Below are 22,886 nucleotides of genomic sequence, written 5' to 3'. Positions count from 1 at the left end.
GTGGGCCTGTCGCACCTCGACGAGACCGGGGCGGCGCACATGGTCGACGTCACTGCCAAGGACGTCACCAAGCGCACCGCCGTGGCTGCGGGCACCCTGCTGACGACCGCCGAGGTGGTCACGCTGATCGCCTCGGGCGGGCTGCCCAAGGGTGATGCGCTCGCCACCGCCCGCGTTGCCGGCATCCTTGCGGCCAAGCGCACTTCCGACCTGATCCCGCTGTGCCACCAGCTGGCCCTCACCGGTGTCGACGTCGATTTCGACATCGGTACCGACCGCGTGGACATCACCGCGACCGTGCGCAGCACCGACCGTACCGGCGTGGAGATGGAGGCGCTGACCGCTGTCAGCGTGGCCGGGTTGACGCTCTACGACATGATCAAGGCCGTCGATCCGGCGGCTCGCCTCGACCAGATCCGGGTACTGCGCAAAGAGGGCGGTAAAACGGGTCTATGGACTCCAGACACTCCACCGGCGTAACCCGTTCGGCGCGCGTCGTGATCGCCTCGACGCGCGCGGCAGCCGGGGTATATGACGACCGCACCGGCCCCATGATCGTCGGCTGGCTCGCGGACCGCGGCTATGACGTGACCGAGCAGATGGTCGTCGCCGACGGCGCCGCGGTGGGCGCCGCGCTGCGCTCAGCTCTGGCCGAACACATCGATCTGATCATCACGTCCGGTGGCACCGGCATCTCGCCGACCGACCGCACTCCCGAAGCCACGATGGCGGTGCTGGACTATCAGGTGGTCGGCCTGGCCGACGCCATCCGCCGCTCAGGCGGCCACAAAGTTCCCACGTCTGTGCTGTCGCGGGGCGTGTGCGGCGTCTCCGGACGCACCCTGATCGTGAACCTGCCGGGCTCGCCAGGCGGGGTGAAGGACGGCCTGGGCGTGCTCGATCATGTGTTGGAGCACGCGTTGGATCAGTTGAGCGGCCAGGATCACACCCGATGAGCGCTTGCGCGAAGAGGAGGCACAACAAATGAGCGCTGTAGTCGCCCGGGTGGCACTCACCGAGGATCCCATCGAGCTGGCCGAACATGAGGCGCTGGTGGCCCACGAGGCCGCAGGCGCCGTCGTGGGGTTCTCCGGCGTGGTTCGTGACCACGACGGAGGCCGGTCGGTGACGCGGCTGGAGTACTCGGCCCATCCGACCGCCCTGCAGACGTTGCAGGCCGTTGCCGCCGAAATCGCCGCGGACAGTGTTGGAGTCCGGGCCATTGCGGTCAGTCACCGCATCGGAGCCCTGAAAATAGGCGACGCCGCCCTGGTGGCCGTTGTGGCAGCGGACCATCGCAGGGCGGCGTTCGAAACCTGTTCCCGCCTCGTGGATACCGTCAAAGAACGTCTACCGGTGTGGAAGCACCAGCACTTCGTCGACGGCACCGACGAGTGGGTCAACTCGGCCTGAGCGAGCTCAGCCGATGAGAACGTTGCCGTTCAGGCCTTGCTTTTCGATGGCCTGCTGGATCTGCTCCGAGTAGGAGACGGGCTGGGCGTCCACGGGAGCGGGCGCCTCGGCCGGAGGAGCTTCGGGGGCAGGAGCCTGCAGGGCAGCGTCGGTGACCGGCGCGGCGGGCGGCGGGACGTCAGCCGGGGCCGGGGCCTCGGGAGCCGGGGGTAGGTCCTGCGGAGCAGGCGGGGGAGCGTCGGGTGCCGGGGCTGCGGCGGGATCGAACGCAGCGGGCTCGACGGCCGGAGCCGGAGCATCGGGGGCGTTGACGGACGCGTTGTCCAGCGGCTGCGGCTGATTCACCACGTTGCGCGGGGTCGCGCTCGACAGGCCGTGGCCGCACACGGGCCAGGCGCCCTTGCCCTGGCTCGCCAGGACGCGCTCGGCGACGGCGATCTGCTGATCCTTGGTGGCCATGTTCGCCGCCGGGGCGTACTGGCCGCCACCGTGAGCCGACCAGGTGCTCGGCGAGAACTGCAGCCCGCCCTGGTAGCCGTTGCCGGTGTTGATGGCCCAGTTGCCGCCTGACTCGCAGCGGGCCACGGTGTCCCATTCGCCGTCGGTGGCGGCGGACGCCTGGCTTGCCAGGGCGAGGCTGCCTCCGGCGAGCGCGACGCCGGTTACGGCGATCTTGGCGACGTTCTTGGCTGATGAAGACGTAGTGGGCTTGCGATGCCGTCCACTCATGAGCGTGCAGGTCCTCTCGTATGCGCCCACGAGGTCAGCTGTCGGGTTCGGGCTGGAGAGGTAGCCCGGCCGGCGACGTCGAAACGACGACGGCTTCACCCCAAGGGGCCGCAAGCGGCTCCTGGTCCTTGTAGCTCGGTGGACCGGTGGGTCCCCCGCCTCCATCCATGTTGTGTTCGTCGTTAACCACCCGCCCGATGGATGGAGCTCGGCGCAATCGGGGGTGGCAGGTCATCCGATAGAGAGTCAGTTGACTTGGGAATGAAGGTAACGGCTCGCCGCGGTCTCGTCATCTTTTGCCGGTTCGGGCGTTTTTCGCCTCGGCAAAATTTAAAAGAGCATTAAAGGTCCAGGTTGCTGAAGCGTTTCCGCAGGTCGCGGCTCCGGTAAACGCGCTCGTAGCCAGCTCGTGACCATTTCGTTATGTGATGCAAATCACGTTACCCGCCGGCGAATGGGGGTAACACATCAAGGGTCTGCGGCGTTGTCACAGCGCTCGATGTGTCACGCACCGCGACGCCATCGCACAGGTAGGAGCACCGTTTCAGCACTCGCGCGAGCTCCGCGTTGCCTTCGCCGAGCTGTCCGATGAGTTCCTCGATGGTCGTTCCCGATTTGAGACCTAACGTTTCGGTCTCGACGCCGGCAGCGGCCGCCGCGGCGGCGAAATAACGGACCGTCACCTCAACCGTGGCTGTCACCGTCACCCTCCGATCGCGCTCATCGGGCGCTGCGGTTGCACGAAGCTCGGATCGTTGATGCCGTGGCCCGCGGGCTTGGCCCACATGGCGCCGCGCCACGCGGCCTCGATCGCAGCGTCGTCCGCGCCGGCGCGCAGCAGACCCCGCAGATCGGTCTCTTCGGTGGAGAACAGGCAGCTGCGGATCTGGCCGTCGGCGGTCAGCCGGGTGCGGTCGCAGGCCGAGCAGAAGGCGTGCGACACCGAGGCGATCACGCCGACCGTGCCGCCGGGATGCGTCGCTCCCGGCCCCACCTGCCACAGCTCTGCGGGCGCCGAGCCGCGAGGTCGGGGGTCGGGCTGCAGGTCGAAGTGCTGGCGCAGGGTCTGCAGGATCCGGTCGGCGTCGATCACCGCGTCCCGCTTCCAGCTGTGCCCGGCGTCCAGCGGCATCTGCTCGATGATGCGCAGTTGGTAACCGTGCTCGAGGCAGTACCGCAGCAGATCGACCACGTCGTCGAGCCCGGACACCGGGTCGAGCACGGCGTTCACCTTCACCGGTTGCAGTCCGGCGGCCTTGGCTGCCGCCAGGCCCGCGAGTACGTCGGCGAGCCGGTCCCGGCGGGTGATCCGGGCGAAATGCGCCGCGTCAACGCTGTCCAGCGAGACGTTGATGCGGTCCAGCCCGGCTTGGCGCAGCCCGGCCGCGCGGCGTTGCAGCCCGATGCCGTTGGTGGTCAGGGTGATCTCCGGGCGGGGCGTCAACGCCGCCGCTGCGGCCACCACGTCTTCCAGATGCCGGGTCACCAGCGGTTCGCCGCCGGTGAAGCGCACGCTGGTGACGCCGAGGCGGGTCACCGCGATGCGCAGCAGGCGGGCCAGCTCGTCCGCGGTGAGCAGGGCCTGCCCGGGCAGCCAGTCCAGGCCTTCGGCGGGCATGCAGTACGTGCAGCGCAGGTTGCACCGGTCGGTCAGTGAGACGCGCAGGTCGGTGGCCACCCGCCCGTAGGTGTCGATCAGCGGGCCGCTGGCCGGAGCCGGCTCCGCGGGCCCGCCACGGTTCACGGTGGGCAATCCGAGCGCGGTGACGGTCATGCCGGAGTCCTCGCCGAGTCCACCGGCACGATCTCCTTGCCGAGCGGCATCAGCGACACCGGGATCAGCTTGAGGTTGGCCAGCGCCAGTGGGATGCCGATGATGGTGATCGCCATCGCGACGGCGCTGACCAGGTGGCCGATGGCCAGCCAGATGCCGCACAACAGGATCCAGATGATGTTGCCGATCAGCGCGCCCGGCCGGGTGCCCGGTTTGTCGACGATGGTGCGGCCGAACGGCCACAGCGCGTAGGACGCGATGCGCAGCGAGGCGAACCCGAACGGGATGGTGACGATCAGGATGAAGCAGATCAGCGCTGCCAGCAGGTATCCCAGCGCCAGGTACAGGCCGCCGAAGATCAACCAGATGACATTGAGTATCACTCGCATATAGGGCGCATCTCCTCCAGCGGTGGCACAAGCCTACCGAGTAATGGGGATGAAGGAGCGAACCGGCTCAGAGTAGGATCTGCACATCGCGTTCCGGCGCAAACCGGGACGCGAACTTTGTGTGTCTCCAGTAGTGCAACCAACGACGAGCAGGTGAGTCCAGTGCCGACCGGCAGGGTTAAGTGGTACGACGCCGAAAAGGGCTTCGGGTTTTTGTCCCAGGAGGAGGGCGAGGACGTCTACGTCCGGTCTTCGGCGTTGCCTTCGGGCATCGAGGCCCTCAAGGCCGGCCAGCGCGTCGAGTTCGGGGTCGCCGCAGGTCGTCGTGGCCCTCAGGCATTGAGCCTCAAGCTGATTGACCCGCCGCCGAGCCTGAGTAAAGCTCGCCGCGAAGCCGAGCGTCCCGAGCACAAGCACACCCCCGACGAGCTGCACGGCATGGTTTCGGACATGATCACGCTGCTGGAGGACACGGTGCAGCCGGAACTGCGCAAGGGCCGGTATCCCGATCGCAAGGTCGCCCGGCGGGTGTCAGAGGTGGTCAAGGCCGTCGCTCGGGAACTCGACGCCTGACGCCGTGCGGCGGGGCAGACTGGGTGTATGACCCAGGGTTCATACGTCGCCGACAAGTCCTCGTCCGGAGGCGAATTCAACCGCGACACCAGCTACATCACCACCCGGATCACGCGCAACGGCCTCGACGGCTATCCCGTCGAGGCCGGCCGCTATCGGTTGGTGGTGGCGCGGGCCTGTCCGTGGGCCAACCGGGCGATCATCGTGCGCAGGCTGCTGGGGCTGGAGGACGCGCTGTCCATCGGCTTCTGCGGCCCGACGCATGATGCACGCAGCTGGACCTTCGACCTGGACCCCGGCGGGCTCGACCCGGTGCTGAAGATCCCGCGGCTGCAGGACGCCTATTTCGCGCGTGATCCCAACTATCCCAAGGGCATTACGGTGCCCGCCGTCGTCGATGTGCCGACGGGTGCGGTGGTGACCAACGACTTCGCCCAGATGACGCTGGACTTCTCCACCGAGTGGACCGAGTTCCACCGTGACGGTGCGCCTCAGCTGTACCCCGAGCCGCTGCGCGACGAGATCGACACAGTCGCCAAGCGCATCTACACCGAGGTCAACAACGGCGTGTACCGGTGCGGTTTCGCCGGCTCACAGGAGGCGTACGACGCTGCCTACGACCGGTTGTTCACCGCGCTCGACTGGCTCTCCGAACGGTTGGCGACTCAGCGATATCTGGTGGGCGACACCATCACCGAAGCCGACGTGCGACTGTTCACCACGCTGGCGCGGTTCGACCCCGTGTACCACGGCCACTTCAAGTGCAACCGGTCCAAGCTCACCGAGATGCCGGTGCTGTGGGCTTATGCCCGCGACCTGTTCCAGACCCCGGGGTTCGGCGACACCATCGATTTCGTGCAGATCAAGCAGCACTACTACATCGTGCATGCCGACATCAACCCGACGCGGATCGTCCCGAAAGGGCCGGAGCTGGCCAACTGGCTCACCCCGCACGGCCGGGAGTCATTGGGCGGCAGGCCGTTCGGTGATGGCACGCCGCCCGGGCCGACGCGCGAGTCCGAACGGGTACCGCGCACGCATGGCGCAGTTCAAGATCCCTCAGATCACGGCGCCGGCTGAGCCTTGTCGGGCCAATTGGTGCGCACGGACCATTCCGCGTGCGGCAGGTCGAAAACGTCGCCGTTCTGATCCTGCACCAACGTAAGCAGCTGCACCGCGATGCCGGTGAGCCGCCCGCGCTGCGGGTCGACCGTCGGAATCGTCACGGCCAGAGTGGTATTCGGGCGGTAGAGCGACAACGTCGTGTCGATCGGGTTTTCGTAAACGCGGAGCAGGCGCCAGGGCGCGCGGGCGATCTCCGCGGGCACCGACAGCTGCACAGGGTGTTCCTTGTTGACGCGCAATTCGCCCTGGCTGCCTGACTGCGTGCAGTCGTTGAGGTTGAGCACCGGGCAGTAACGGAACGGCCCGACGCGCGTCAGATGCCCGTTGCTGTATGCGCTGATCTTCGGCAGCTTGTCGTGTCCGTGGCTCAGCTGCGTCACCGCCACGGCCGTGCCCGCAGCCGCCACCACGACGATCACCGCGAGAATGGCCAAGAAACGCCTCATCGCGGCATGTCCGTCGTGCTCGCCATCGCGGGCCCTCCGCCTTCCTGTTGCGCCAGCACCGGGCGGTTACCGCCGAGGCCGGGGATCAGTGACTCGCCGCGGTAGCTCACGATGGTCTGCGCGAGGCCGAGTATCAGCACGGCGGTGATGGTAGTGAACCCGACCGTGAGGTCGGTGTAGATCAGCACGCCCGTCGCGCCACCGGCCACCCAGGCCAGCTGCAGAACCGATTCGGAGCGTCCGAAGGCCGAGGCGCGCGATTCTTCGGGCAGATCGTCCTGCAGCGACGCGTCCAGCGATGCCTTGGCGATGGCGCTGGCAGCCGAGGTCACCAGCGTGGCGCCCGCCGCGACGAGAAGGTTGCCGGTCAGTGCGGTGGCCAGCGCGACGGCGGTGACGGCGACGGAGGCGCGCACGACCAGTTGGGCGGGGTGGCCCAGTTTGAGCCGGGCAGCCGCGATGTTGCCGCCGAAGTTGCCGATGCCCGCGGCCGCCCCGATCAGGCCGAGCATCAGCAGCTGTTGCCAACCGGTGGCGTCGTGCGATTTGGCCACGAAGGCCGGGTACAGGAACAGGAACCCGACCATCACCTTGATGGTGCAGTTGCCCCACAGCGCGGTGATGGTGTTGCGGCCCATGGGTTGGCGCGCCGCCTTGGTCTTGCCGGGACGCCGCAGGTCACCCGGGCCGCCGTGATAGCTCAGCGTCGTCGGCACCTCGCCCTCGGTGACCTCGACCCACTTCGGGATCCGCATGGCCAGCACCGCACCGGCCGCCGAGACGGCGGCGACGACATACAGCGCACCGGGCAGGTGCACGACGTTGAGCAGATATTCGGCGCCCGCGGCTATACCGCCGCCCACCACGGTTCCGCCGAGCAGGCCGAAGGTGGTCAGCCGGGAGTTCACCCGGACCAGGTCGATGCTCGGTGGCAGCACGCGGGGCGTGACGGCGCTGCGCAGCACCGAGAACGATTTGGAGAGCACCATCATGCCCAGCGCGCACGGGTAGAGCACCCACGACGGGTAGCTGCCCGAATCCCCGTCGTAGTTCGCGATCAGGACCACGATGAGCACCGTGCGCAGCGCGAACGACGCGGCCAGCGCCACCCGGCGGCCGTGCTGCAACCGGTCGAGGGCGGGCCCGATCAGCGGTGCGATCACCGCGAACGGCGCAATGGTGATCAGCAGGTACAGCGCCACCTTGCTCTTGGATTCACCGCTGGCGGCGGCGAAGAACAGCGTGTTGGCCAGGGCGACGGCCATGGCCGCATCGACGGCGAAGTTGGCCACCACCGGCCAGGTCAGCGCGGTCAGGCCGGATTTGTCGGCGCCGTCGGCAGTGGCCGCGCGGTGCACGAACCCGTACATCCGCGAACCCATCTCGCGGCTGCGCGCTGCCGCGGCACGGGTCACCGTGACCTTTTCACCGCCCGCAGAGCCGACGCGCGACTGCGGGTCGGAGCGATCCGCGCGATAGCTGCCTGCGTGCTCGTCGTCCAGCGGCGGCAACCAGCGATTGGAGCTCGGGCCTGACGGTCGGCGGGGACGTCGGGGCGTCTCGTCGCTGGGGTAATTGGCCATGCCGGGATGCTCCGCGCCACGATCGGCCGGCGGCCGCGGCGGGTAGTAGGTCACCCCTCGATTCTCGCTTATCCGCGCCCCGCAGGGCGCACCGGCGACCGGTGTGGCTTTCGACCGAACCGGTCAGGCACTATGGATGGCGATGGAAAGCGTGACCGAACCTGTCGAGCAAGCCACCGAGCCGGTTTCCGAGCCGGCCGAGGTTGCTGATCAGGCCGAAACTCCTGAGCAGGCCGCGGAATCCGAGCAGGCTACCGAGCCTGAGCAGGCTACCGAGGCCGATGCGGCGACGGATGCTGTGCCGGAGCCGGGCCTTGAGGCGTTGCTGATGGGTGCCGTCGACCAGGCGCGCGCGGCGTTGGCCGAGTTCAGCGGCGCGGAGACGGTCGGGGAGTACCTCGGTGCCACGTTCGAGGACCCCAGTTCGGCGACGCATCGCTTCCTGGCGAACCTGACGGGCTACCGCGGTTGGCAGTGGGCTGTCGTGATGGCGGCCTACCCGGGCGCCGACCACGCCACCATCAGTGAACTGGTCCTCGTGCCGGGGCCAACGGCGCTGCTGGCGCCGCAATGGGTGCCGTGGCAGGAACGGGTCCGGCCGGGCGATCTGGGACCTGGTGACCTGTTGGCTCCGCCGCCCGACGATCCCCGGTTGACTCCCGGTTTCATGGCGACGGGCGACCCGCTGATCGACGACACCGCCGTGGAGTTGGGACTCGGACGCCGTCAGGTGCTCAGCCCCTTCGGTCGCGCCGAGGCCGCCCAGCGCTGGCATGACGGCGACTTCGGCCCGGGTTCTGCGATGGCACGTTCGACCCGCAGGGCGTGTCGCGACTGTGCCTTCTATCTTCCGCTCGGCGGCGCGCTCGGCCTGATGTTCGGTGTGTGCGCCAACGAACTCTCCGCCGACGGCCATGTCGTCGAAGCCAACTACGGGTGCGGGGCCCACTCGGATACCCCGCAACCGCCGGGGACGGGTTCGCCACTGTACGAGCCCTTCGACGACGGGGTCCTCGACCTCGCCGATTAGCGCTCGGCGGCCGCTTTGATGCGGGCCAGCGACGCGTTCATGCCGTCGACGAGTTCGTCCTCGAAATTCGGAACCCCGCCCATGAACGCGTCGACCAGCGCGTTGGAGATGGCTTTCACGCCGTTCTCGGCGTGGCGGCTCTCGATGACCCGGGTGCCCGATTCGGTGGGCTGCAGCTCATAGGACCAGATGGTGTTGTTGAGGTCGACCTTGAAGGCCAGCTTCTGCGCAGGGATGACCTCGGTGATGGTGCAGGTGGTGGGCCAGTAGGTGAACTTGCGCTTGTTGAGGTTGAAGGTGCGCGCACCCGGCCGCAGCGGCCCGCGCAGCTTCATCACCCGGCATTGCGGGCTCCATTCCGGCATCCGGCTCAGATCCGAGATCAGCGCCCACACGGTGTCGACCGGCGCATCGATGTCGATCTGGGCCTGCAGCAGTGGCGCAGCCATGGTTCTCCTCAGGTCAATCCGCGTTGGGCACCGCGCGCTCCGCGCCGCACGGCGTGACGTTGCCACAGGAAGATCGACGTGCCCAGCAGGCCGATGGCCAACCCGGCCAGCGACAGTGGCCGCCAACTGTGCAGACTCGGCACCGTGAAGGCCAGGACGGTCGCGATCAGCCATCCTGCCGCGATCACCACGATCACCGGCCACGGCTCAAGCAGCGCGGCGGGCAGCGGCGGCGGTTGCGGCTCGTCGGTCATCGCTGACCAACGTACTCGAGCACCCGCGGTCCGGGCACTCAGTACTATTTGCCGTGTGAAAGACCCGAATGCTCGGCTGGCGAGTGACCTGGCACTGGCCGTCATGCGGTTCACCCGGCAACTGCGGGTCCGGCGCTCTGACTCGGCGGTCTCGCTGACCCAGCTCTCGGCCCTGTCGACATTGGCCAAAGAGGGTTCCATGACACCGGGAGAATTAGCTGTACGCGAGCAGGTCCGCCCGCCGTCGATGACCAGGGTGATCGCCGCGCTGGCCGAGCAGGGCCTGGTGGAGCGCACTGCCCATCCGGTCGACGGACGTCAGGTCATGGTCTCGGCCCTGCCCGCGGGCGTCAGCCTGATCGAGGCCGAACGACGGGCCACCCAGGACTGGCTCAAGGATCGATTGGCTCGGCTCGACCCCGACGAACGCGAAACACTGGTTGCGGCGGCCGATCTGATCTCGGCGATGGTCGACGACGGCGCGTGAGCGCATTGCAGGTCATCGATATCGAGGATCCCGCCGACCCGCGTATCGACGATTTCCGCGACCTCAACAGCGTGGATCGCCGGCCGGATCTGCCCAGCGGCAAGGGCCTGGTGATCGCCGAGGGAGTGCTGGTGGTGCAGCGCATGCTGGCCTCGCGGTTCGTGCCGCGTGCGCTGCTCGGCACCGACCGGCGGCTCGGCGAGCTTGCCGACGACCTCGCCGGTGTGGAGGTCCCGTTCTACCGGGCCAGCGCGGAGGTGATGGCCACCGCCATCGGCTTCCACCTCAACCGCGGCGTGCTGGCCTCGGCGTCGCGGCCACCGGAACTGTCGGTGGCCGACGTGATCTCGGAGGCCAGAACCGTGGTGGCGCTGGAGGGCGTCAACGACCACGAGAACCTCGGTTCGATCTTCCGCAACGCGGCGGGGCTCGCGGTGGACGCGGTGGTGTTCGGCGCGGGATGTGCCGACCCGCTGTACCGCCGCGCGGTGCGGGTGTCGATGGGCCATGCCCTGCTGGTGCCGTTTGCCCGGGCCCAGTCCTGGCCCGCTGACCTGAAGATATTGCAGGACAACGGCTTTCGTGTTCTTGCCATGACACCGGATGCGGCCGCGGCGACGCTGCCCGAGGCCATGGCGAAGCTGCAATCCGAGCGGGTGGCGATCCTGGTGGGCGCCGAGGGCCCCGGGCTCACCGAGCACACCATGCGGACCAGTGATGTACGGGTCCGGATCCCGATGTCGCGCGGCACCGATTCCCTCAATGTCGCCACGGCCGCCGCCCTGGCGTTCTACGAGCGGGCCAGGCTCTCGGAGCCGACGTAGATTGAACCCGTGACCGACGATTCGACACCGTGGGGGACCGGGCTGACCGTTGCCGGATTCGTGGCCGCGGTGCTCGCGGCGGCCATCGTGGTCCTCGGCCTGGGCCTCACCCGGGTGCACCCGCTGCTGGCGATCGGCCTGAACATGGTGGCCGTCGGCGGCCTCGCACCGACCGTGTGGGGATGGCGGCACCGACCCGTGTGGCGATGGTTCGTCCTCGGCGCCGGGGTGGGAGTGGCCGTCGGTTGGTTGGCCCTGCTCGCGGCGGTCCTGTCGCAGTGACGCGTCACGCCGGCGCGGCGGTCAGAGTCGCAGCGGTGTAGTTGGCATCGACCAGCCCGGCCACGACGTCGTCGCGGCGGAACCGGACACCGTGGACGGCGAACATCCGCTCGGCCGTGGTGGTTTCGGGCAGCCAGCCGCTGTCGGTCAGGTACTGCGCGACGGCATTGCGCTCACCGGTGAAGATCAGGTCCGAGAGATCGTCGAGCTCCATGCCCTGTTCCCGCTGATGGTCGGCCAGCGCCCGCACGCGGTCGTTGTCGAGCTGCGACTGTTCGTCGATCCAGTCGGTGGCGATGCGGCTGCCCGGCGCGCTGAGTGTGGTGATGTTGTCGAACAGCCGGTCCTGGGCGTCGGGCGGCAGGTAGCCGAGCAGCCCTTCGGCGATCCAGGCGGTCGGCGCGTGTGGGTCGAAGCCCTGGGCGCGCAGCGCGGCGGGCCAGTCATGCCGCAGGTCGACGCCGATGGTGCGCAGGTCGGCGGTCGGTGTCGCGCCCAGACCGGCCAACGTGCGGGTCTTGAATTCGACGACGGCGGGCTGGTCGAGTTCGAACACCGTCATGCCGGCGGGCCACGACAGGCGGTAGGCGCGGGCATCGAGCCCAGAGGCCAGGATGACGGCCTGGCGGATGCCCGCGTCGACCGCGGCGAGTAGGAAGTCGTCGAAATAGCGGGTGCGGATGGCCATGCCGTCGGCGATCACATGGGGATCGAGCGTGTCGGCGTCGTCGGTGTCGAGGCGTCCCTCGGCCAGCCGCATGTAGTAGTCCACCCCGACGGCATCCACCAGCGGTTGCGCGAACGGGTCGCAGATCAGTGGATCGGGGACGCGTGATGCCAGTGCCCGCGACGCCGCCACACCGGTGGCGGTGGCGCCGACGCTGCTGGCCAGGTCCCAGGTGTCGTTCTCGGTGCGCGGCATGACCCCTCCAGATGCATAGCTCAACTAGTTATTAGTCACTATAACTAACTGATGAGCGTGTCGGCGAGTCGCGTACGCCACACCGCCAGGTCGTCGACGCCCAGGATTCGCAGGACCACCTGATCGGCCCCTGCCGCCTGGTACTCGGCGATGCGCTCGGCGATGCGTCCCGGCGAACCCCAGGCCGCGATGCCGTCGAGCAGCCGGTCGCTGACGGTGTCGATGTCGGCCTCGGTGAACCCCTGTCGCAGCAGGTTGCGGCGGTACCCGCCCTGTGCGGTCAGGAACTCCAGCGGTCCGGCGGCCGCCCGCCGGGCCGTCTCGCGGTCGGTGACCGGGATGACCATCAGCAGGACCGCCAGCGTCCTGTCGGGCCCCAGCGTGCTCCGGGCGGCGGTGACATAGGACGGCGTCACCAGGTACGGGTACGCGCCCCGGGCCCGGTCTCGCGCGAGGGCCAGCATGTTCGGTCCCAGCGCGGCGAGCACCCGGTTGTCGATGCCGACGGCGTCCAGTTCGTCGAGGTAGGCGTTGAGCGTGGCGATCGGATGGGGTCCGTGGGCACCGCCAAGGCCGACGACGAAGCGGCCGGGGTCGGTGTCTTCGAGTTCGGTGTGCACGGCGATGACGTCGGCGGCAGGCACCCGCACCACCGGGATGATGCCAGTGGCGATTGAGATGGTCCTGGTCGCGCGTACCGCCACGGGGACCATCGGCAGGTTTCCGGAACGCCACAGCATGGCGTAGCCGAGGCTTTCGGCGTGTCGGGCTTCATCGGCGACGAGGGCCGCGTCGTCGGTGAACGGTGTGCTGGTCGCCAGGCCGATCGAGGTCATGCGCCGACGCTATGACCTCAAGAACGGTTCAGGTCAACCTCAGCGCTGGCCGCCGGACGAGCGCACACCCAGCAGCACGTCCTCCCAGGCCGGCACGGCAGGTCGCGCCTTGCGCGACCGGGCGGGCTTCGGCGGTGCGGGCTCGGCGACCACGGGCTCGGGTTCCTGCGGCGGCGCGAGGACCGGCTCGGGTACGGGTACGGGTGCGGGCGCATCGAAGTCGAGCTGCGGCAGTGATGCCACGGGACGCAACGGCCGGTTGAAGTCCGGATTGATCAGTTCGTGCGCGGTGTCGTCGGCTGCGGTGACCGTTCCACCGTGCGCGCCCGGGGTGAACCGGAAGTGCGCGACGTTGTCAGAGCGTCCCGCCTTCCACGACAACTGCACGGTCCACCGGCTGTCCTCGTTGCGCCAGGCGTCCCAGCTGGTGGCGTCCGGGTCGAGCCCGCGAGCGACCAGAGCCGTGGTCACCGTCTCCAGCAGGGTCAGCACCGCGGGCCCGTCGGCGAGCACGGGGTGCGCGGCGGTGGCCAGCTCCGCAGCCCGGGCCCGCTCCAGCAACACCGGGTGGGCGAACCGTTCCACGCGTTCGATCGGCACGCCGGCAGCGGCTGCCAGCTGCTCCACCGAGGCGCCTGCGCGGATCTTGGCTTGAATCTCCTTGGGACGCAGCACGCTGTGCACCTCTAGATCCATCTGGGTTTGATTCGAGGCGACTCGGTCACCACGCGCCGCAGCACGCAGCCGGTCATCTACGCGCACACTGAACAACTCCGAGGAGTCGTCGGTTTCGCAGATGATGCGCTTGCCGTCGACATCGAGCCCGACGACTTTGAGTTCTCGCATTACCGACCTCCTTGGCGCACCATACTGCGTTATCAGCCCGTAACCGTGCTGACACGCGGTAGCGGCGTCAGAGGCGTTCGACGACCCAGTCCACGCAGCGGGTCAGCGCACTGACATCGTCAGGGTCGACCGCGGGGAACATGCCGATGCGCAGCTGGTTGCGGCCAAGCTTGCGGTACGGCTCGGTGTCGACAATGCCGTTGGCCCGCAACGTCTTCGCCACGGCAGCGGCATCGACGGAATCGTCGAAGTCGATGGTGCCGACCACCTGCGAGCGCAGCGCCGGATCGGTGACGAACGGGGTGGCGAACGAGGTGCTCTCCGCCCATGAGTACAGCCGCTGCGACGAATCGGCCGTGCGCTTGACGGCCCAGTCCAGCCCGCCGTTGCCATTGAGCCAATCGATCTGCTCGGCCAGCAGCACGAGCGTGGCGATGGCAGGGGTGTTGTAGGTCTGGTTCTTGACGCTGTTGTCCACCGCGATCGGCAGCGACAGGAAGTCGGGCACCCAGCGGTCGGTGGCGGCGATGGCCTCGATGCGGGCCAGGGCGGCGGGGGAGAGCACCGCGATCCACAGGCCGCCGTCGCTGGCGAAAGTCTTCTGCGGGGCGAAGTAGTAGGCGTCCACATCGGTGATGTCCACCGGCAGACCGCCTGCCGCCGACGTGGCGTCGATGAGCACGAGCGCGTCGCCGTCGGGACGCTGGACCGGCACCGCGACACCCGTCGAGGTCTCGTTGTGCGCCCACGCGACGACGTCGACCGAGGGATCCGAGGTCGGTGCGGGCGCGCTGCCCGGATCTGCCTTGATGATGATCGGGTCGCCGACGAACGGGTTCTTCGCGACGCACGAGGCGAACTTCGAGCTGAACTCGCCGTAGGTCAGGTGCAGCGATCGCTTGTCGACGAGACCGAACGCCGCGGCGTCCCAGAACGCCGTCGAGCCACCGTTGCCAAGGACCACCTCGTAGCCGTCGGGCAACGAGAACAGCTGACGCAATCCCTCACGCACCCGGCCGACCAGATTCTTCACCGGTGCCTGCCGGTGGCTGGTGCCGAACAGGTCACCGGCCGCGACCAGCGCAGTCAGCTGCTCAGGGCGCACCTTGGACGGTCCACAGCCGAAACGGCCGTCGCGGGGCTTGAGGTCGGCGGGGATCGTCAGTTCAGCCATGGGACCAGCTTAAAGTGTCAGAATCTGCGCTCCATTGGGGGTGACGGCGACGGTGTGCTCGCTGTGGGCGGCGCGTGCGCCGGTCGCGGTGCGCAGCGTCCAGCCGTCGGAGTCGTGCACGTAGTCGTCGGTGCCGTCGGCGATCAGCATCGGCTCGATGGCGATCACCAGCCCGGACCGCAGTTTGAGGCCCTTGCCGCGCCTGCCTTCGTTGGGCACGTGCGGCGCCTCGTGCATCGTGCGGCCGATGCCGTGACCACCGTGGTCGGCCAACAGGCCATAGCCGGCCTGGCGCGCCACGGCTGAGATGGCGTGGCCGACATCACCGAGGGTGTTGCCGGGCCGGGCCGCGGCGATGCCCGCTGCGAGCGCCGCGTCGGTGGCCTTGATCAGCGCGGTGTCGGCCGGCCGCGGTGTGCCGACGACGAAGCTGCGGGCGGCGTCGCCGCACCAGCCGTTCAAGATTGCCCCGAAGTCCACCGAGACCAGGTCCCCGTCGGCGAGCACGGTGTCGTTGGGCACGCCGTGGACGACGGCGTCGTTGACGCTCACACACAGCACCGCGGGGAACGGGCTGGGAGCCCAGCGGGGGTGGTAGTTGAGGAAGGGCGAGGTGGCGCCGTGGGCGGCCAGCACGTCGGCGGCAACACGGTCCAGATCGGCTGTCGTACGCCCGGGAGCGGCCTCGGCCACCACCGCTCGCAATGCCTCTGCGACGACAGAACCGGCGGCTGCCATGGCTGCTATCTCGGACTCTGTCTTCAGTGCGGCCACGTCATCCACCCTCTCGGCAAACTTTTGAAATCCGACGTAGACATTTAGTCGATACCTGCGGTACCGTTATACACAAGGCAGGTAGATGTAAACCTCATAGGAGAGGGAGAGGTCTGCAACATGGCTCGGACCAAGATGATCAGGCGCTGGCGCAAGAACATGGACGTCACCGACGACACTGAGTACGTCGACATGCTCACCACACTGTCCGAGGGGTCGGTGCGGCGCAACTTCAACCCCTATGTCGACATCGAGTGGGATTCGCCGGAGTTTGCTGTCACCCCCAACGATCCGCGCTGGGTGCTGCCGGCGACCGACCCGATCGGTGGCCACCCGTGGTACCAGGCCCAGCCGTTGCAGCGGCAGATCGAGATCGGCATGTGGCGGCAGGCCAACGTCGCCAAGGTGGGCCTGCACTTCGAGAACATCCTGATCCGCGGCCTCATGGAGTACTCGTTCTGGGTGCCCAACGGCTCGCCGGAGTACCGGTACTGCTTGCACGAATCCGTCGAGGAGTGCAACCACACCCTGATGTTCCAGGAGATGGTCAACCGCATCGGCAAGGACGTGCCGGGCATGCCGCGGCTGCTCAAGTGGCTGCAGCCGCTGATCCCGCTCGCCGCGGGTCCGCTGCCCATCCCGTTCTTCTTCGGCGTGCTGGCCGGCGAGGAGCCCATCGACCACACGCAGAAGAACGTGCTGCGCGAGGGCAAGGAACTGCACCCGATCATGGAGCGGGTGATGGCCATCCACGTTGCCGAGGAGGCCCGCCACATCTCGTTCGCGCACCAGTACCTGCACAAGCGGGTGCCGCACCTGCGCCGCAGGCAGCGCTGGCTGCTGTCGTTGTTCGTGCCGCTGACCATGCGCATCCTGTGCTCGGCCATCATCGTGCCGCCGCGCGCGTTCTGGAAGGAATTCGACATCCCGCGCTCGGTGCGCAAGGACCTGTTCTTCGATGCGCCGGAGTCCCGCAAGATGCTGCGCGACATGTTCGGTGACGTGCGGATGCTGTGCACCGACACCGGGTTGATGAACCCGATCGCCAAGCTCATGTGGAAGATCTGCAAGATCGACGGGCCGCCGAGCCGCTACCGCAGCGAGCCGCAGCGCGAGCACCTCGTCGCTGTCGCCTAACCGACGAGAGCCGCACTGTGCCCCATGTGATCACCCAGTCGTGTTGCAGCGACGGGTCCTGTGTCTACGCGTGTCCGGTCAACTGCATCCATCCGTCACCGGATGAGCCGGGCTTCGCGACCGCCGAGATGCTCTACATCGATCCCGATGCATGCGTCGACTGCGGTGCGTGCGTCAGCGCGTGCCCGGTCGGCGCCATCGCGGCGGACACCCGGCTGACCGACAAGCAGCTGCCGTTCATCGAACTCAATGCCGCGTTCTATCCCAAGCGGGAAGGCAAGCTGCCGCCGACTTCCAAATTGGCGCCGGTACTCGAGGCGCCGAAGATCGACCGGCGCTCCGGCGGGCCGCTGACCGTGGCCATCGTGGGTTCAGGGCCTGCAGCGATGTACGCCGCCGACGAGCTGCTGACGCAAAAAGGCGTGCGGGTCAACGTCTTCGAGAAGCTGCCGACGCCGTACGGTCTGGTGCGCGCCGGCGTAGCACCGGACCATCAGAGCACCAAACGGGTGACCAAGCTGTTCGACACCATCGGCAAGCAGCGCAACTTCCGGTTCTTCCTCAACGTCGAGGTCGGCAAGCACCTGACCCACGCCGAGCTGCTGGAACACCATCATGCCGTGCTGTACGCCGTTGGTGCGCCCAACGATCGGCGGCTGGACATCGAGGGCATGGACCGCCCGGGTACCGGAACCGCCACCGAGATGGTGGCCTGGATCAACGGGCATCCCGAGTTCACCGATCTGCCGGTCGATCTCACGCACGAGCGAGTGGTGATCGTGGGCAACGGCAACGTCGCGTTCGACGTCGCCCGCATTCTGACCACCGATCCGGATGTGTTGGCGCGCACCGATATTTCCGATCACGCGCTGACCGCCCTGCGTGGCTCGCGCGTGCAGGAGGTGGTGATCGCCGCCCGCCGTGGCCCGGCGTTCTCGGCATTCACCCTGCCCGAGCTGATCGGGCTGACCTCGGCGTGCGAGGTCGTGCTCGATGCGGCCGACCATGCGCGCGTGGTCGCCGATCTCGCGTCCGAGAAGGATCCGCTGACCCGCGGCAAGCTCGAGATCCTCGCCAAGCTGGGCGACGCGTCCGCGCCGATCACCACGCCGCGAATTCGGCTGGCCTACCAGCTGACGCCGCAGCGGGTGGTGGGTGAAACCCGCACGAGCGGTATCGAATTCGGGGTCACCGGCACCGACGAGACGCGGACGCTCGACGCGGGCCTGGTGCTCACCTCGATCGGCTACCGCGGCAAGGCCATCGACGCGTTGCCGTTCGACGACGACGCCGCCGTCGTCCCGAACGACGGCGGCCGGGTGCGTGGCGCCACCGGTGCGTATGTGGCGGGCTGGATCAAGCGCGGGCCTACCGGTTTCATCGGCACCAACAAGTCGTGTGCGTCGGAGACCGTGCACAACCTCGTCGCCGACTACAACGACGGGGTGCTGGCAGCTCCGGTGCGCAAGCCGGGGGAGCTCGAGAAGCTCGTGCGCAGCCGTCAGCCCGATGTCGTGGACGCCGCGGGATGGCACGCCATCGACGAGGCGGAGATCGCGCGCGGCGGCGACGAGCGTCCCCGCGACAAGTTCACCACCGTCGAGGCCATGCTGGCCGTGGCGGCGACGGCGCCGAAACCGACTGTGCGCCAACGTCTTGCCGCGAGCCTGCAGGCGCACTGAGCGTCGGGCGATCCTCACTCGAAGCCCGGACCGTGCAGCGGTTCGCCGAAGCTCATCGCGAGGCTCAGCAACGGGTCGACGGTGCGCACGGCGAGGTCGACACGCTCGGCCAACGATCCCGTCAAGAGCACCCACGAGTGCCCCGCGGCGGTGAGTGCGTCGGCGAACCAGCCGGTCATGGCCGCCCGGATCTCCAGGTCGCCCTCACGCATCCCGTCGTCGTGCCAGGGCACGTCCGTGTGGTCGGTGAGCAGATATACCGCGCGCCGCGGTACCCGCGTCCACGCCTGGTCGCTGCGTGCGGCCGTGCCGAGGTAACGACGCTCCCACACCGCGGTGGCGAACGCGTCGGTGTCGCACAGCAGGATCGGGGAACCGGTGCGGGCCGCGGCCTCCTCCCGGCGATTCTGTTCGATCCCGATGGCATCGAAATCGGAGTGGCTCCAGGCTAATTCGGTGATCGCCCGGTCCGGTTGCCGCTGCCACACCACCTCGGTGTGTTCCCGGCCGTATTCCTCGACGTTGCCGGTGATGGCCCACACCCCGCCGCGCGCCGAGTAGTGCTGCTGCAGCAGAATGGCGACGCTCGTCGTCCCGGTCGACTCGGCGCCGAGCACGACGACGCGCGTGGTGAGCCCGGCGCGGGTGGCCGGCGCCAGCTCGAGCCAGCATCCCGCGAGGTCGCGGCGCACGGCCGAGGCGCTGACCGGGCTGCGGGTGATCCGCACACACGCGGCGCCGAACCAGCGCGCCAGCTCGTCGCCGTAGTCGTCGCCGCAGAACACCGCGTCGACCTCGGTTGGGCAGCCCGCGGCTCGCAATCCGGCCCGCATGGCCGCCACCTGCGCCGCCCACACATGTTGGTCGGTGACGTCCAGCGGTGCGTCGCAAGGAATTCCGGCAACCGTGACGTTGCTCTGGGCGCTGTGGGTGTCGCGCAACCAGGCCACCCGGTCGGCCAGCGGTACGGTTTCCGGCGCGGCAGCCATCACCAGCACGCTCACGCGGTCACAGCGGGCGGCGGCGGCCTCGATCACGGCGTGGTGCCCGCGGTGCGGCGGATAGAACTTGCCGATGAACAGGCCGTGCCCGAACTCGCTCATGAGACGCGCACCTTGCGCCAGGACTGCAACCCGGACAGGCACAGTGCCAGGAATACGACGTAGATCGCCGCGGTCAGGTTGAGATCGCGGCTCAGATAGAGCGGCACGTAGATGCAGTCCGCGGCGATCCAGAAGTACCAGGTCTGCAGGTACTTGCCGTTCAGCAGCCACTGCGCCACCAGCGACAGGCACGTGGTGAGCGCGTCGAGGAACGGGGCCGAATCGTGGGCGGCCCGCAGGATGACGGTCAGTGCCGCCGTTCCGGCCACCACAACGCCGATGCACCAACCGATTTGGTCCGGGCGGGCCCGGGTGACCACCAGCGGCGTGCGGCCCGTGTTGCCGTACAACCACTGCCACCACCCGGCGAACCCCAGCGCGATGTAGAGCACTTGCAGGCCGGCGTCGGCCCACAGCCGGGCCGAGGCGAACAGCACCAGGAAGAACACGCAATTGGCGATGCCGACCGGAAAATTGGCGATGTGCCGGCGCACAGTCAGCGCCACGCACAGCCCGCCGGTGACGAACCCCAGCAGCTCGGCCCAACTGACGGCATCACCGCCCAAGACGAACAGCGTGGCATTGAGCGGCTGCACCACCCGCGCCAGCCAGTCCAGCATCGACCCTCCCCCCGGTTGCCCGCGTCGAGACTAACCGGGCTTGCTGGGACGGCCGATGCTGGTGAGGCCGCAGCGTTGTACTACTGCTTCTGCATGGCCGCGGCGATCTCCTCGGGGCTCACCTCGCGCACCGGCTGACCCAGCGACCACTGGTGTCCGAACGGATCACGCACCATGCCGTAGCGGTCGCCCCAGAACTGGTCCTCCAGCGGCATGATGACCTCGGCGCCGGCGTCGACCGCCTGCGCGAACTTGGACTCGACGTCGGTGACGGTCAGATGGATGGTGACAGGCGTGCCGCCGAGTGCCTTCGGCGTCGTCGACTTGCCGCCGTTGAACTCGGGGAAATCGTCGTTGAGCATCACGGTGGAGCCGTTGATGGTGAGTGCGGCGTGGATGAGCTTGCCGTCGGGACCGGGTACGCGGCCCAGCTCGGTGGCACCGAATGCCTTGACGTAGAAGTCGATGGCGGCTGCGGCGTCGTCGACGACGAGGTGCGGCAACACTGCGGGAGTTACTTCGATGGCCATAGTGTGGACTCCTGTCTCATTGTGGGCGGACCTCAATGCAGACCCGCCGGGCGGACGGATCTCATCGCGGCTACCCCCATGCAAGCACGGGAGTCTGACATTCAGGTGACGGAGAAGGGTTGGGGCAGCGGGGCCCGGCCGGTCAACGCCAGCAGCACCGTGTCGCCCTCGCCCAGTGCCACTGCGATGCGGGTGGCCAGCACCGCGGCCGCCTCCAGCGCCTCGGCCGGCAGATCTGCCGTCACGCCGGCCGCGGCGGCGATGTCGAGGCTGTGCACGGTCAGTTCGAAGACGCGGGTCTGTAGGTAGGCGCTCAACCGGATGCCCAGACCCCCGATCACCGCGATCACGGGGTCGCCTGCGCCGTCGACGTCGGCGAGGGCCCGGGCCGACAGCTGCTCGATGGCGGCCACCGGGTCATCGCCCAGATCTCGGCCCGCCTGCCTGCCACGCTCCACGATGGCCGCGGCGCCACTGCTGGACATGTAATCGCGGATCTTCACGTAGTACTCGACCGCGTTGGACACGTCCTCGTGGGCGGCGGGGGTACCCAGGTACGTGCTGACCGTGACGAACGATCGTGAGGTGTGGCCGATCAGCGCCCGCATGTCCCACTCGCCGAGGCCCGGCCCGTCCCATGCGGCGGCCGGGAGTGACTGCACCAGCCGCGTGAAAGCCTGTGCCGCCGAAGCGAAGACGTCGGCGGTCACACCGAGGCCGCTCGCGCCGCGGCCAGCTCGTCCCAGCCGGGGACGTCCTGCACGCTGCGCGGATCGGGACCGACGTAGATGGCCGCAGGCCGCACCAGCTTGCCGAGACGCTTCTGTTCGAGGATGTGCGCACACCAGCCCGCGGTACGCCCGCAGGTGAACATCGCGGGCATCATCTTCGCCGGTACCCGGGCGAAGTCCAGGATCACCGCGGCCCAGAACTCGACGTTGGTCTCGATGGCCCGATCCGGTCTGCGTTCGCGCAACTCGGCAAGCGCGGCCTGTTCGAGTGCGGCGGCGACTTCGAAGCGCGGCGCCTCCAGACGCTTGGCGGTGGCCCGCAGCACCCGGGCGCGCGGGTCCTCGGCGCGGTACACCCGGTGGCCGAAGCCCATGAGCTTGCCGCCGCTGTCGAGGATCGACTTCACCACCGCGCGGGCGTCGCCGGTGCGCTCGACCTCCTCGATCATCGGCAGCACGCGTGCCGGGGCCCCGCCGTGCAGCGGGCCGCTCATGGCGCCGACCGCGCCGGACAGCGCCGCGGCCACGTCGGCCCCGGTCGATGCGATCACCCGGGCGGTGAACGTCGAGGCGTTCATGCCGTGCTCGGCCGCGGTCACCCAGTAGGCGTCGATGGCCTCGACGTGTCGAGGATCCGGTTCGCCCTGCCAGCGGGTCATGAAACGCGCTGTGACAGTGGCGCATTCATCGATCTGGCGCTGCGGCACCGCGGGCTGGTAGATGCCCCTTGCGGATTGCGCGACGTAGGAGAGGGCCATCACCGATGCACGGGCCAGTTGATCGCGCGCGATCTGATCGTCGATGTCGAGCAGCGGTGCGTAGCCCCAGATCGGCGCCAGCATCGCCAGCCCGGCCTGGACGTCGACCCGCACGTCGCCGCTGTGGATGGGCAGCGGGAACGGCTCGGCGGGCGGTAGGCCCGTGCCGAATCGGCCGTCGACCAACAGTCCCCATACGTCGCCGAAGGTGACCTGTCGGCTGACCAGCTCTTCGATGTCCACGCCGCGGTAGCGCAGCGCACCACCGTCCTTGTCCGGTTCGGCGATCTCGGTGGTGAAGGCGACGACGCCTTCCAGGCCGGCGACGAACTCTTCCGGTACGGCTGCCATGGCCCGATTCTCGCACCCCGGGCGGGCGTAGCGTGGGCGCGGTGGCAACTCCGGACAATCATGA

The 22,886-nt window shown here is 68.5% G+C and carries 29 protein-coding genes and 1 riboswitch; of the genes, 11 read left to right on the top strand and 18 right to left on the bottom strand.

Annotated elements, in window-relative coordinates; all coding sequences use genetic code 11:
* From moaC to BST13_RS30855, 3 genes are read left to right on the top strand one after another with little or no spacing between them, the layout of a single operon-like run.
* Nucleotides 1-480 (top strand): cyclic pyranopterin monophosphate synthase MoaC, encoded by a 480-nt coding sequence (gene moaC / locus BST13_RS30865; protein WP_083168943.1) that lies wholly within the window; start codon nucleotides 1-3, stop codon nucleotides 478-480.
* Entirely contained in the window at nucleotides 453-956 is a 504-nt protein-coding gene (locus tag BST13_RS30860) for a MogA/MoaB family molybdenum cofactor biosynthesis protein (RefSeq protein ID WP_083168942.1), read from the top strand. Before moaC ends, BST13_RS30860 begins: the two co-directional genes overlap by 28 nt.
* Nucleotides 957-984: 28 nt before the next feature.
* On the top strand, nucleotides 985-1,413 hold the full coding sequence (locus BST13_RS30855) for a molybdenum cofactor biosynthesis protein MoaE (protein WP_083168940.1): 429 nt from the start codon (nucleotides 985-987) through the stop codon (nucleotides 1,411-1,413).
* A 6-nt stretch (nucleotides 1,414-1,419) separates the two neighbouring features.
* On the opposite strand, the gene BST13_RS30850 is transcribed toward BST13_RS30855, so the two are convergent.
* The 4 genes from BST13_RS30850 to BST13_RS30835 form a co-directional block, all read right to left on the bottom strand.
* Nucleotides 1,420-2,142 (bottom strand): transglycosylase family protein, encoded by a 723-nt coding sequence (locus BST13_RS30850; RefSeq protein ID WP_083168938.1) that lies wholly within the window; start codon nucleotides 2,140-2,142, stop codon nucleotides 1,420-1,422.
* Between the two features lie 8 nt (nucleotides 2,143-2,150).
* A riboswitch (cyclic di-AMP (ydaO/yuaA leader) is annotated at nucleotides 2,151-2,334 on the bottom strand.
* 248 nt (nucleotides 2,335-2,582) lie between these two features.
* Nucleotides 2,583-2,843 (bottom strand): MoaD/ThiS family protein, encoded by a 261-nt coding sequence (locus BST13_RS30845; protein WP_083168980.1) that lies wholly within the window; start codon nucleotides 2,841-2,843, stop codon nucleotides 2,583-2,585.
* Between the two features lie 2 nt (nucleotides 2,844-2,845).
* Nucleotides 2,846-3,916: a GTP 3',8-cyclase MoaA gene (gene moaA, locus BST13_RS30840; protein WP_083168937.1), complete on the bottom strand. Its 1,071-nt coding sequence runs from the start codon at nucleotides 3,914-3,916 to the stop codon at nucleotides 2,846-2,848.
* The gene (locus BST13_RS30835; RefSeq protein ID WP_083168935.1) at nucleotides 3,913-4,305 is read right to left on the bottom strand and encodes a YccF domain-containing protein; all 393 of its coding nucleotides are present in this window, start codon (nucleotides 4,303-4,305) and stop codon (nucleotides 3,913-3,915) included. The genes moaA and BST13_RS30835 overlap by 4 nt, the downstream gene beginning before the upstream one ends.
* 162 nt (nucleotides 4,306-4,467) lie before the next feature.
* Here BST13_RS30835 and BST13_RS30830 point away from each other — a divergent pair, with 162 nt between their 5' ends.
* On the top strand, nucleotides 4,468-4,878 hold the full coding sequence (locus BST13_RS30830; protein ID WP_029369734.1) for a cold-shock protein: 411 nt from the start codon (nucleotides 4,468-4,470) through the stop codon (nucleotides 4,876-4,878).
* A gap of 27 nt (nucleotides 4,879-4,905) precedes the next feature.
* Nucleotides 4,906-5,958, top strand: coding sequence for a glutathione S-transferase family protein (locus BST13_RS30825; RefSeq protein WP_083168934.1), 1,053 nt, complete (start codon nucleotides 4,906-4,908; stop codon nucleotides 5,956-5,958).
* Here BST13_RS30825 and BST13_RS30820 read toward each other — a convergent pair.
* Nucleotides 5,943-6,449, bottom strand: a complete 507-nt coding sequence (locus BST13_RS30820; RefSeq protein ID WP_083168932.1) for a DUF2771 domain-containing protein — start codon at nucleotides 6,447-6,449, stop codon at nucleotides 5,943-5,945. The two genes, BST13_RS30825 and BST13_RS30820, sit on opposite strands and share 16 nt — an antisense overlap.
* Nucleotides 6,446-8,032 carry an MFS transporter gene (locus BST13_RS30815; protein ID WP_095533777.1) on the bottom strand — a complete coding sequence of 529 codons (1,587 nt, stop codon included), beginning with the start codon at nucleotides 8,030-8,032 and terminating at the stop codon, nucleotides 6,446-6,448. The genes BST13_RS30820 and BST13_RS30815 overlap by 4 nt, the downstream gene beginning before the upstream one ends.
* A gap of 328 nt (nucleotides 8,033-8,360) precedes the next feature.
* Between BST13_RS30815 and BST13_RS30810 the strand changes: the two genes are divergently transcribed.
* Nucleotides 8,361-9,062, top strand: coding sequence for a DUF3027 domain-containing protein (locus BST13_RS30810; protein ID WP_245839872.1), 702 nt, complete (start codon nucleotides 8,361-8,363; stop codon nucleotides 9,060-9,062).
* Here the strand turns inward: BST13_RS30810 and BST13_RS30805 are convergent.
* Nucleotides 9,059-9,511, bottom strand: a complete 453-nt coding sequence (locus BST13_RS30805; protein ID WP_083168928.1) for an SRPBCC family protein — start codon at nucleotides 9,509-9,511, stop codon at nucleotides 9,059-9,061. The two genes, BST13_RS30810 and BST13_RS30805, sit on opposite strands and share 4 nt — an antisense overlap.
* A gap of 8 nt (nucleotides 9,512-9,519) precedes the next feature.
* Nucleotides 9,520-9,765 carry a DUF2530 domain-containing protein gene (locus BST13_RS30800; protein WP_083168926.1) on the bottom strand — a complete coding sequence of 82 codons (246 nt, stop codon included), beginning with the start codon at nucleotides 9,763-9,765 and terminating at the stop codon, nucleotides 9,520-9,522.
* Nucleotides 9,766-9,820: 55 nt separating this feature from the next.
* On the opposite strand from BST13_RS30800, the gene BST13_RS30795 reads away from it, so the two are divergent.
* The 3 genes from BST13_RS30795 to BST13_RS30785 are packed head-to-tail and all read left to right on the top strand — an operon-like array spanning nucleotide 9,821 to nucleotide 11,358.
* Nucleotides 9,821-10,252, top strand: coding sequence for an Rv0880 family HTH-type transcriptional regulator (locus BST13_RS30795; RefSeq protein ID WP_083168925.1), 432 nt, complete (start codon nucleotides 9,821-9,823; stop codon nucleotides 10,250-10,252).
* Entirely contained in the window at nucleotides 10,249-11,076 is an 828-nt protein-coding gene (locus BST13_RS30790) for a TrmH family RNA methyltransferase (RefSeq protein WP_083168923.1), read from the top strand. Before BST13_RS30795 ends, BST13_RS30790 begins: the two co-directional genes overlap by 4 nt.
* Before the next feature lie 9 nt (nucleotides 11,077-11,085).
* Complete coding sequence (locus tag BST13_RS30785; protein WP_083168922.1) at nucleotides 11,086-11,358, top strand: DUF2537 domain-containing protein; 273 nt, start codon at nucleotides 11,086-11,088, stop codon at nucleotides 11,356-11,358.
* Nucleotides 11,359-11,362: 4 nt separating this feature from the next.
* On the opposite strand, the gene BST13_RS30780 is transcribed toward BST13_RS30785, so the two are convergent.
* The 5 genes from BST13_RS30780 to map form a co-directional block, all read right to left on the bottom strand.
* On the bottom strand, nucleotides 11,363-12,280 hold the full coding sequence (locus BST13_RS30780; protein ID WP_083168920.1) for a class I SAM-dependent methyltransferase: 918 nt from the start codon (nucleotides 12,278-12,280) through the stop codon (nucleotides 11,363-11,365).
* Between the two features lie 44 nt (nucleotides 12,281-12,324).
* A complete protein-coding gene (locus BST13_RS30775; protein ID WP_083168919.1) occupies nucleotides 12,325-13,116 on the bottom strand; it encodes a TIGR03620 family F420-dependent LLM class oxidoreductase in 792 nt (263 codons plus the stop codon).
* A 39-nt stretch (nucleotides 13,117-13,155) separates the two neighbouring features.
* Entirely contained in the window at nucleotides 13,156-13,962 is an 807-nt protein-coding gene (gene sepH / locus BST13_RS30770; protein WP_083168917.1) for a septation protein SepH, read from the bottom strand.
* A 67-nt stretch (nucleotides 13,963-14,029) separates the two neighbouring features.
* Complete coding sequence (serC, locus tag BST13_RS30765; protein WP_083168916.1) at nucleotides 14,030-15,136, bottom strand: phosphoserine transaminase; 1,107 nt, start codon at nucleotides 15,134-15,136, stop codon at nucleotides 14,030-14,032.
* Between the two features lie 9 nt (nucleotides 15,137-15,145).
* Nucleotides 15,146-15,910: a type I methionyl aminopeptidase gene (gene map, locus BST13_RS30760; protein WP_095533775.1), complete on the bottom strand. Its 765-nt coding sequence runs from the start codon at nucleotides 15,908-15,910 to the stop codon at nucleotides 15,146-15,148.
* Between the two features lie 120 nt (nucleotides 15,911-16,030).
* On the opposite strand from map, the gene BST13_RS30755 reads away from it, so the two are divergent.
* Both BST13_RS30755 and BST13_RS30750 read left to right on the top strand, forming a co-directional pair.
* Nucleotides 16,031-17,047 (top strand): AurF N-oxygenase family protein, encoded by a 1,017-nt coding sequence (locus BST13_RS30755; RefSeq protein ID WP_083168912.1) that lies wholly within the window; start codon nucleotides 16,031-16,033, stop codon nucleotides 17,045-17,047.
* Nucleotides 17,048-17,064: 17 nt separating this feature from the next.
* Entirely contained in the window at nucleotides 17,065-18,729 is a 1,665-nt protein-coding gene (locus BST13_RS30750) for an FAD-dependent oxidoreductase (protein WP_083168910.1), read from the top strand.
* Nucleotides 18,730-18,743: 14 nt separating this feature from the next.
* On the opposite strand, the gene BST13_RS30745 is transcribed toward BST13_RS30750, so the two are convergent.
* The 5 genes from BST13_RS30745 to BST13_RS30725 all read right to left on the bottom strand — a co-directional run bounded on the left by BST13_RS30745 (nucleotide 18,744) and on the right by BST13_RS30725 (nucleotide 22,822).
* On the bottom strand, nucleotides 18,744-19,832 hold the full coding sequence (locus BST13_RS30745) for an AAA family ATPase (protein ID WP_083168908.1): 1,089 nt from the start codon (nucleotides 19,830-19,832) through the stop codon (nucleotides 18,744-18,746).
* Entirely contained in the window at nucleotides 19,829-20,452 is a 624-nt protein-coding gene (gene pnuC, locus BST13_RS30740; protein WP_083168907.1) for a nicotinamide riboside transporter PnuC, read from the bottom strand. The genes BST13_RS30745 and pnuC overlap by 4 nt, the downstream gene beginning before the upstream one ends.
* An 80-nt stretch (nucleotides 20,453-20,532) precedes the next feature.
* Nucleotides 20,533-20,982 (bottom strand): VOC family protein, encoded by a 450-nt coding sequence (locus BST13_RS30735; protein ID WP_083168905.1) that lies wholly within the window; start codon nucleotides 20,980-20,982, stop codon nucleotides 20,533-20,535.
* Between the two features lie 101 nt (nucleotides 20,983-21,083).
* Nucleotides 21,084-21,692, bottom strand: a complete 609-nt coding sequence (locus BST13_RS30730; RefSeq protein WP_083168904.1) for a maleylpyruvate isomerase N-terminal domain-containing protein — start codon at nucleotides 21,690-21,692, stop codon at nucleotides 21,084-21,086.
* The gene (locus BST13_RS30725; protein WP_083168902.1) at nucleotides 21,689-22,822 is read right to left on the bottom strand and encodes a citrate synthase 2; all 1,134 of its coding nucleotides are present in this window, start codon (nucleotides 22,820-22,822) and stop codon (nucleotides 21,689-21,691) included. Before BST13_RS30725 ends, BST13_RS30730 begins: the two co-directional genes overlap by 4 nt.
* Nucleotides 22,823-22,886 lie beyond the last annotated feature (64 nt).

The sequence above is a fragment of the Mycobacterium aquaticum genome (assembly GCF_002086485.1).
In the GTDB taxonomy this organism is placed as follows: domain Bacteria; phylum Actinomycetota; class Actinomycetes; order Mycobacteriales; family Mycobacteriaceae; genus Mycobacterium; species Mycobacterium aquaticum.
The sequence above is the reverse complement of the archived record's forward strand: the minus strand, read 5'-3'. Positions and strand labels throughout refer to the sequence as shown.

Bases quoted from the DNA above. Each gene is read 5' to 3' on its own strand.
- BST13_RS30820 (WP_083168932.1), bottom strand. From the start codon at position 6,449: ATGAGGCGTTTCTTGGCCATTCTCGCGGTGATCGTCGTGGTGGCGGCT.
- moaA (WP_083168937.1), bottom strand. From the start codon at position 3,916: ATGACCGTCACCGCGCTCGGATTGCCCACCGTGAACCGTGGCGGGCCC.
- BST13_RS30855 (WP_083168940.1), top strand. From the start codon at position 985: ATGAGCGCTGTAGTCGCCCGGGTGGCACTCACCGAGGATCCCATCGAG.
- BST13_RS30735 (WP_083168905.1), bottom strand. From the start codon at position 20,982: ATGGCCATCGAAGTAACTCCCGCAGTGTTGCCGCACCTCGTCGTCGAC.
- BST13_RS30810 (WP_245839872.1), top strand. From the start codon at position 8,361: ATGGGTGCCGTCGACCAGGCGCGCGCGGCGTTGGCCGAGTTCAGCGGC.
- BST13_RS30850 (WP_083168938.1), bottom strand. From the start codon at position 2,142: ATGAGTGGACGGCATCGCAAGCCCACTACGTCTTCATCAGCCAAGAAC.
- pnuC (WP_083168907.1), bottom strand. From the start codon at position 20,452: ATGCTGGACTGGCTGGCGCGGGTGGTGCAGCCGCTCAATGCCACGCTG.
- BST13_RS30815 (WP_095533777.1), bottom strand. From the start codon at position 8,032: ATGGCCAATTACCCCAGCGACGAGACGCCCCGACGTCCCCGCCGACCG.
- BST13_RS30800 (WP_083168926.1), bottom strand. From the start codon at position 9,765: ATGACCGACGAGCCGCAACCGCCGCCGCTGCCCGCCGCGCTGCTTGAG.
- BST13_RS30725 (WP_083168902.1), bottom strand. From the start codon at position 22,822: ATGGCAGCCGTACCGGAAGAGTTCGTCGCCGGCCTGGAAGGCGTCGTC.
- BST13_RS30835 (WP_083168935.1), bottom strand. From the start codon at position 4,305: ATGCGAGTGATACTCAATGTCATCTGGTTGATCTTCGGCGGCCTGTAC.
- BST13_RS30775 (WP_083168919.1), bottom strand. From the start codon at position 13,116: ATGACCTCGATCGGCCTGGCGACCAGCACACCGTTCACCGACGACGCG.
- BST13_RS30780 (WP_083168920.1), bottom strand. From the start codon at position 12,280: ATGCCGCGCACCGAGAACGACACCTGGGACCTGGCCAGCAGCGTCGGC.
- BST13_RS30755 (WP_083168912.1), top strand. From the start codon at position 16,031: ATGGCTCGGACCAAGATGATCAGGCGCTGGCGCAAGAACATGGACGTC.
- serC (WP_083168916.1), bottom strand. From the start codon at position 15,136: ATGGCTGAACTGACGATCCCCGCCGACCTCAAGCCCCGCGACGGCCGT.
- BST13_RS30745 (WP_083168908.1), bottom strand. From the start codon at position 19,832: ATGAGCGAGTTCGGGCACGGCCTGTTCATCGGCAAGTTCTATCCGCCG.
- BST13_RS30825 (WP_083168934.1), top strand. From the start codon at position 4,906: ATGACCCAGGGTTCATACGTCGCCGACAAGTCCTCGTCCGGAGGCGAA.
- BST13_RS30860 (WP_083168942.1), top strand. From the start codon at position 453: ATGGACTCCAGACACTCCACCGGCGTAACCCGTTCGGCGCGCGTCGTG.
- sepH (WP_083168917.1), bottom strand. From the start codon at position 13,962: ATGCGAGAACTCAAAGTCGTCGGGCTCGATGTCGACGGCAAGCGCATC.
- BST13_RS30805 (WP_083168928.1), bottom strand. From the start codon at position 9,511: ATGGCTGCGCCACTGCTGCAGGCCCAGATCGACATCGATGCGCCGGTC.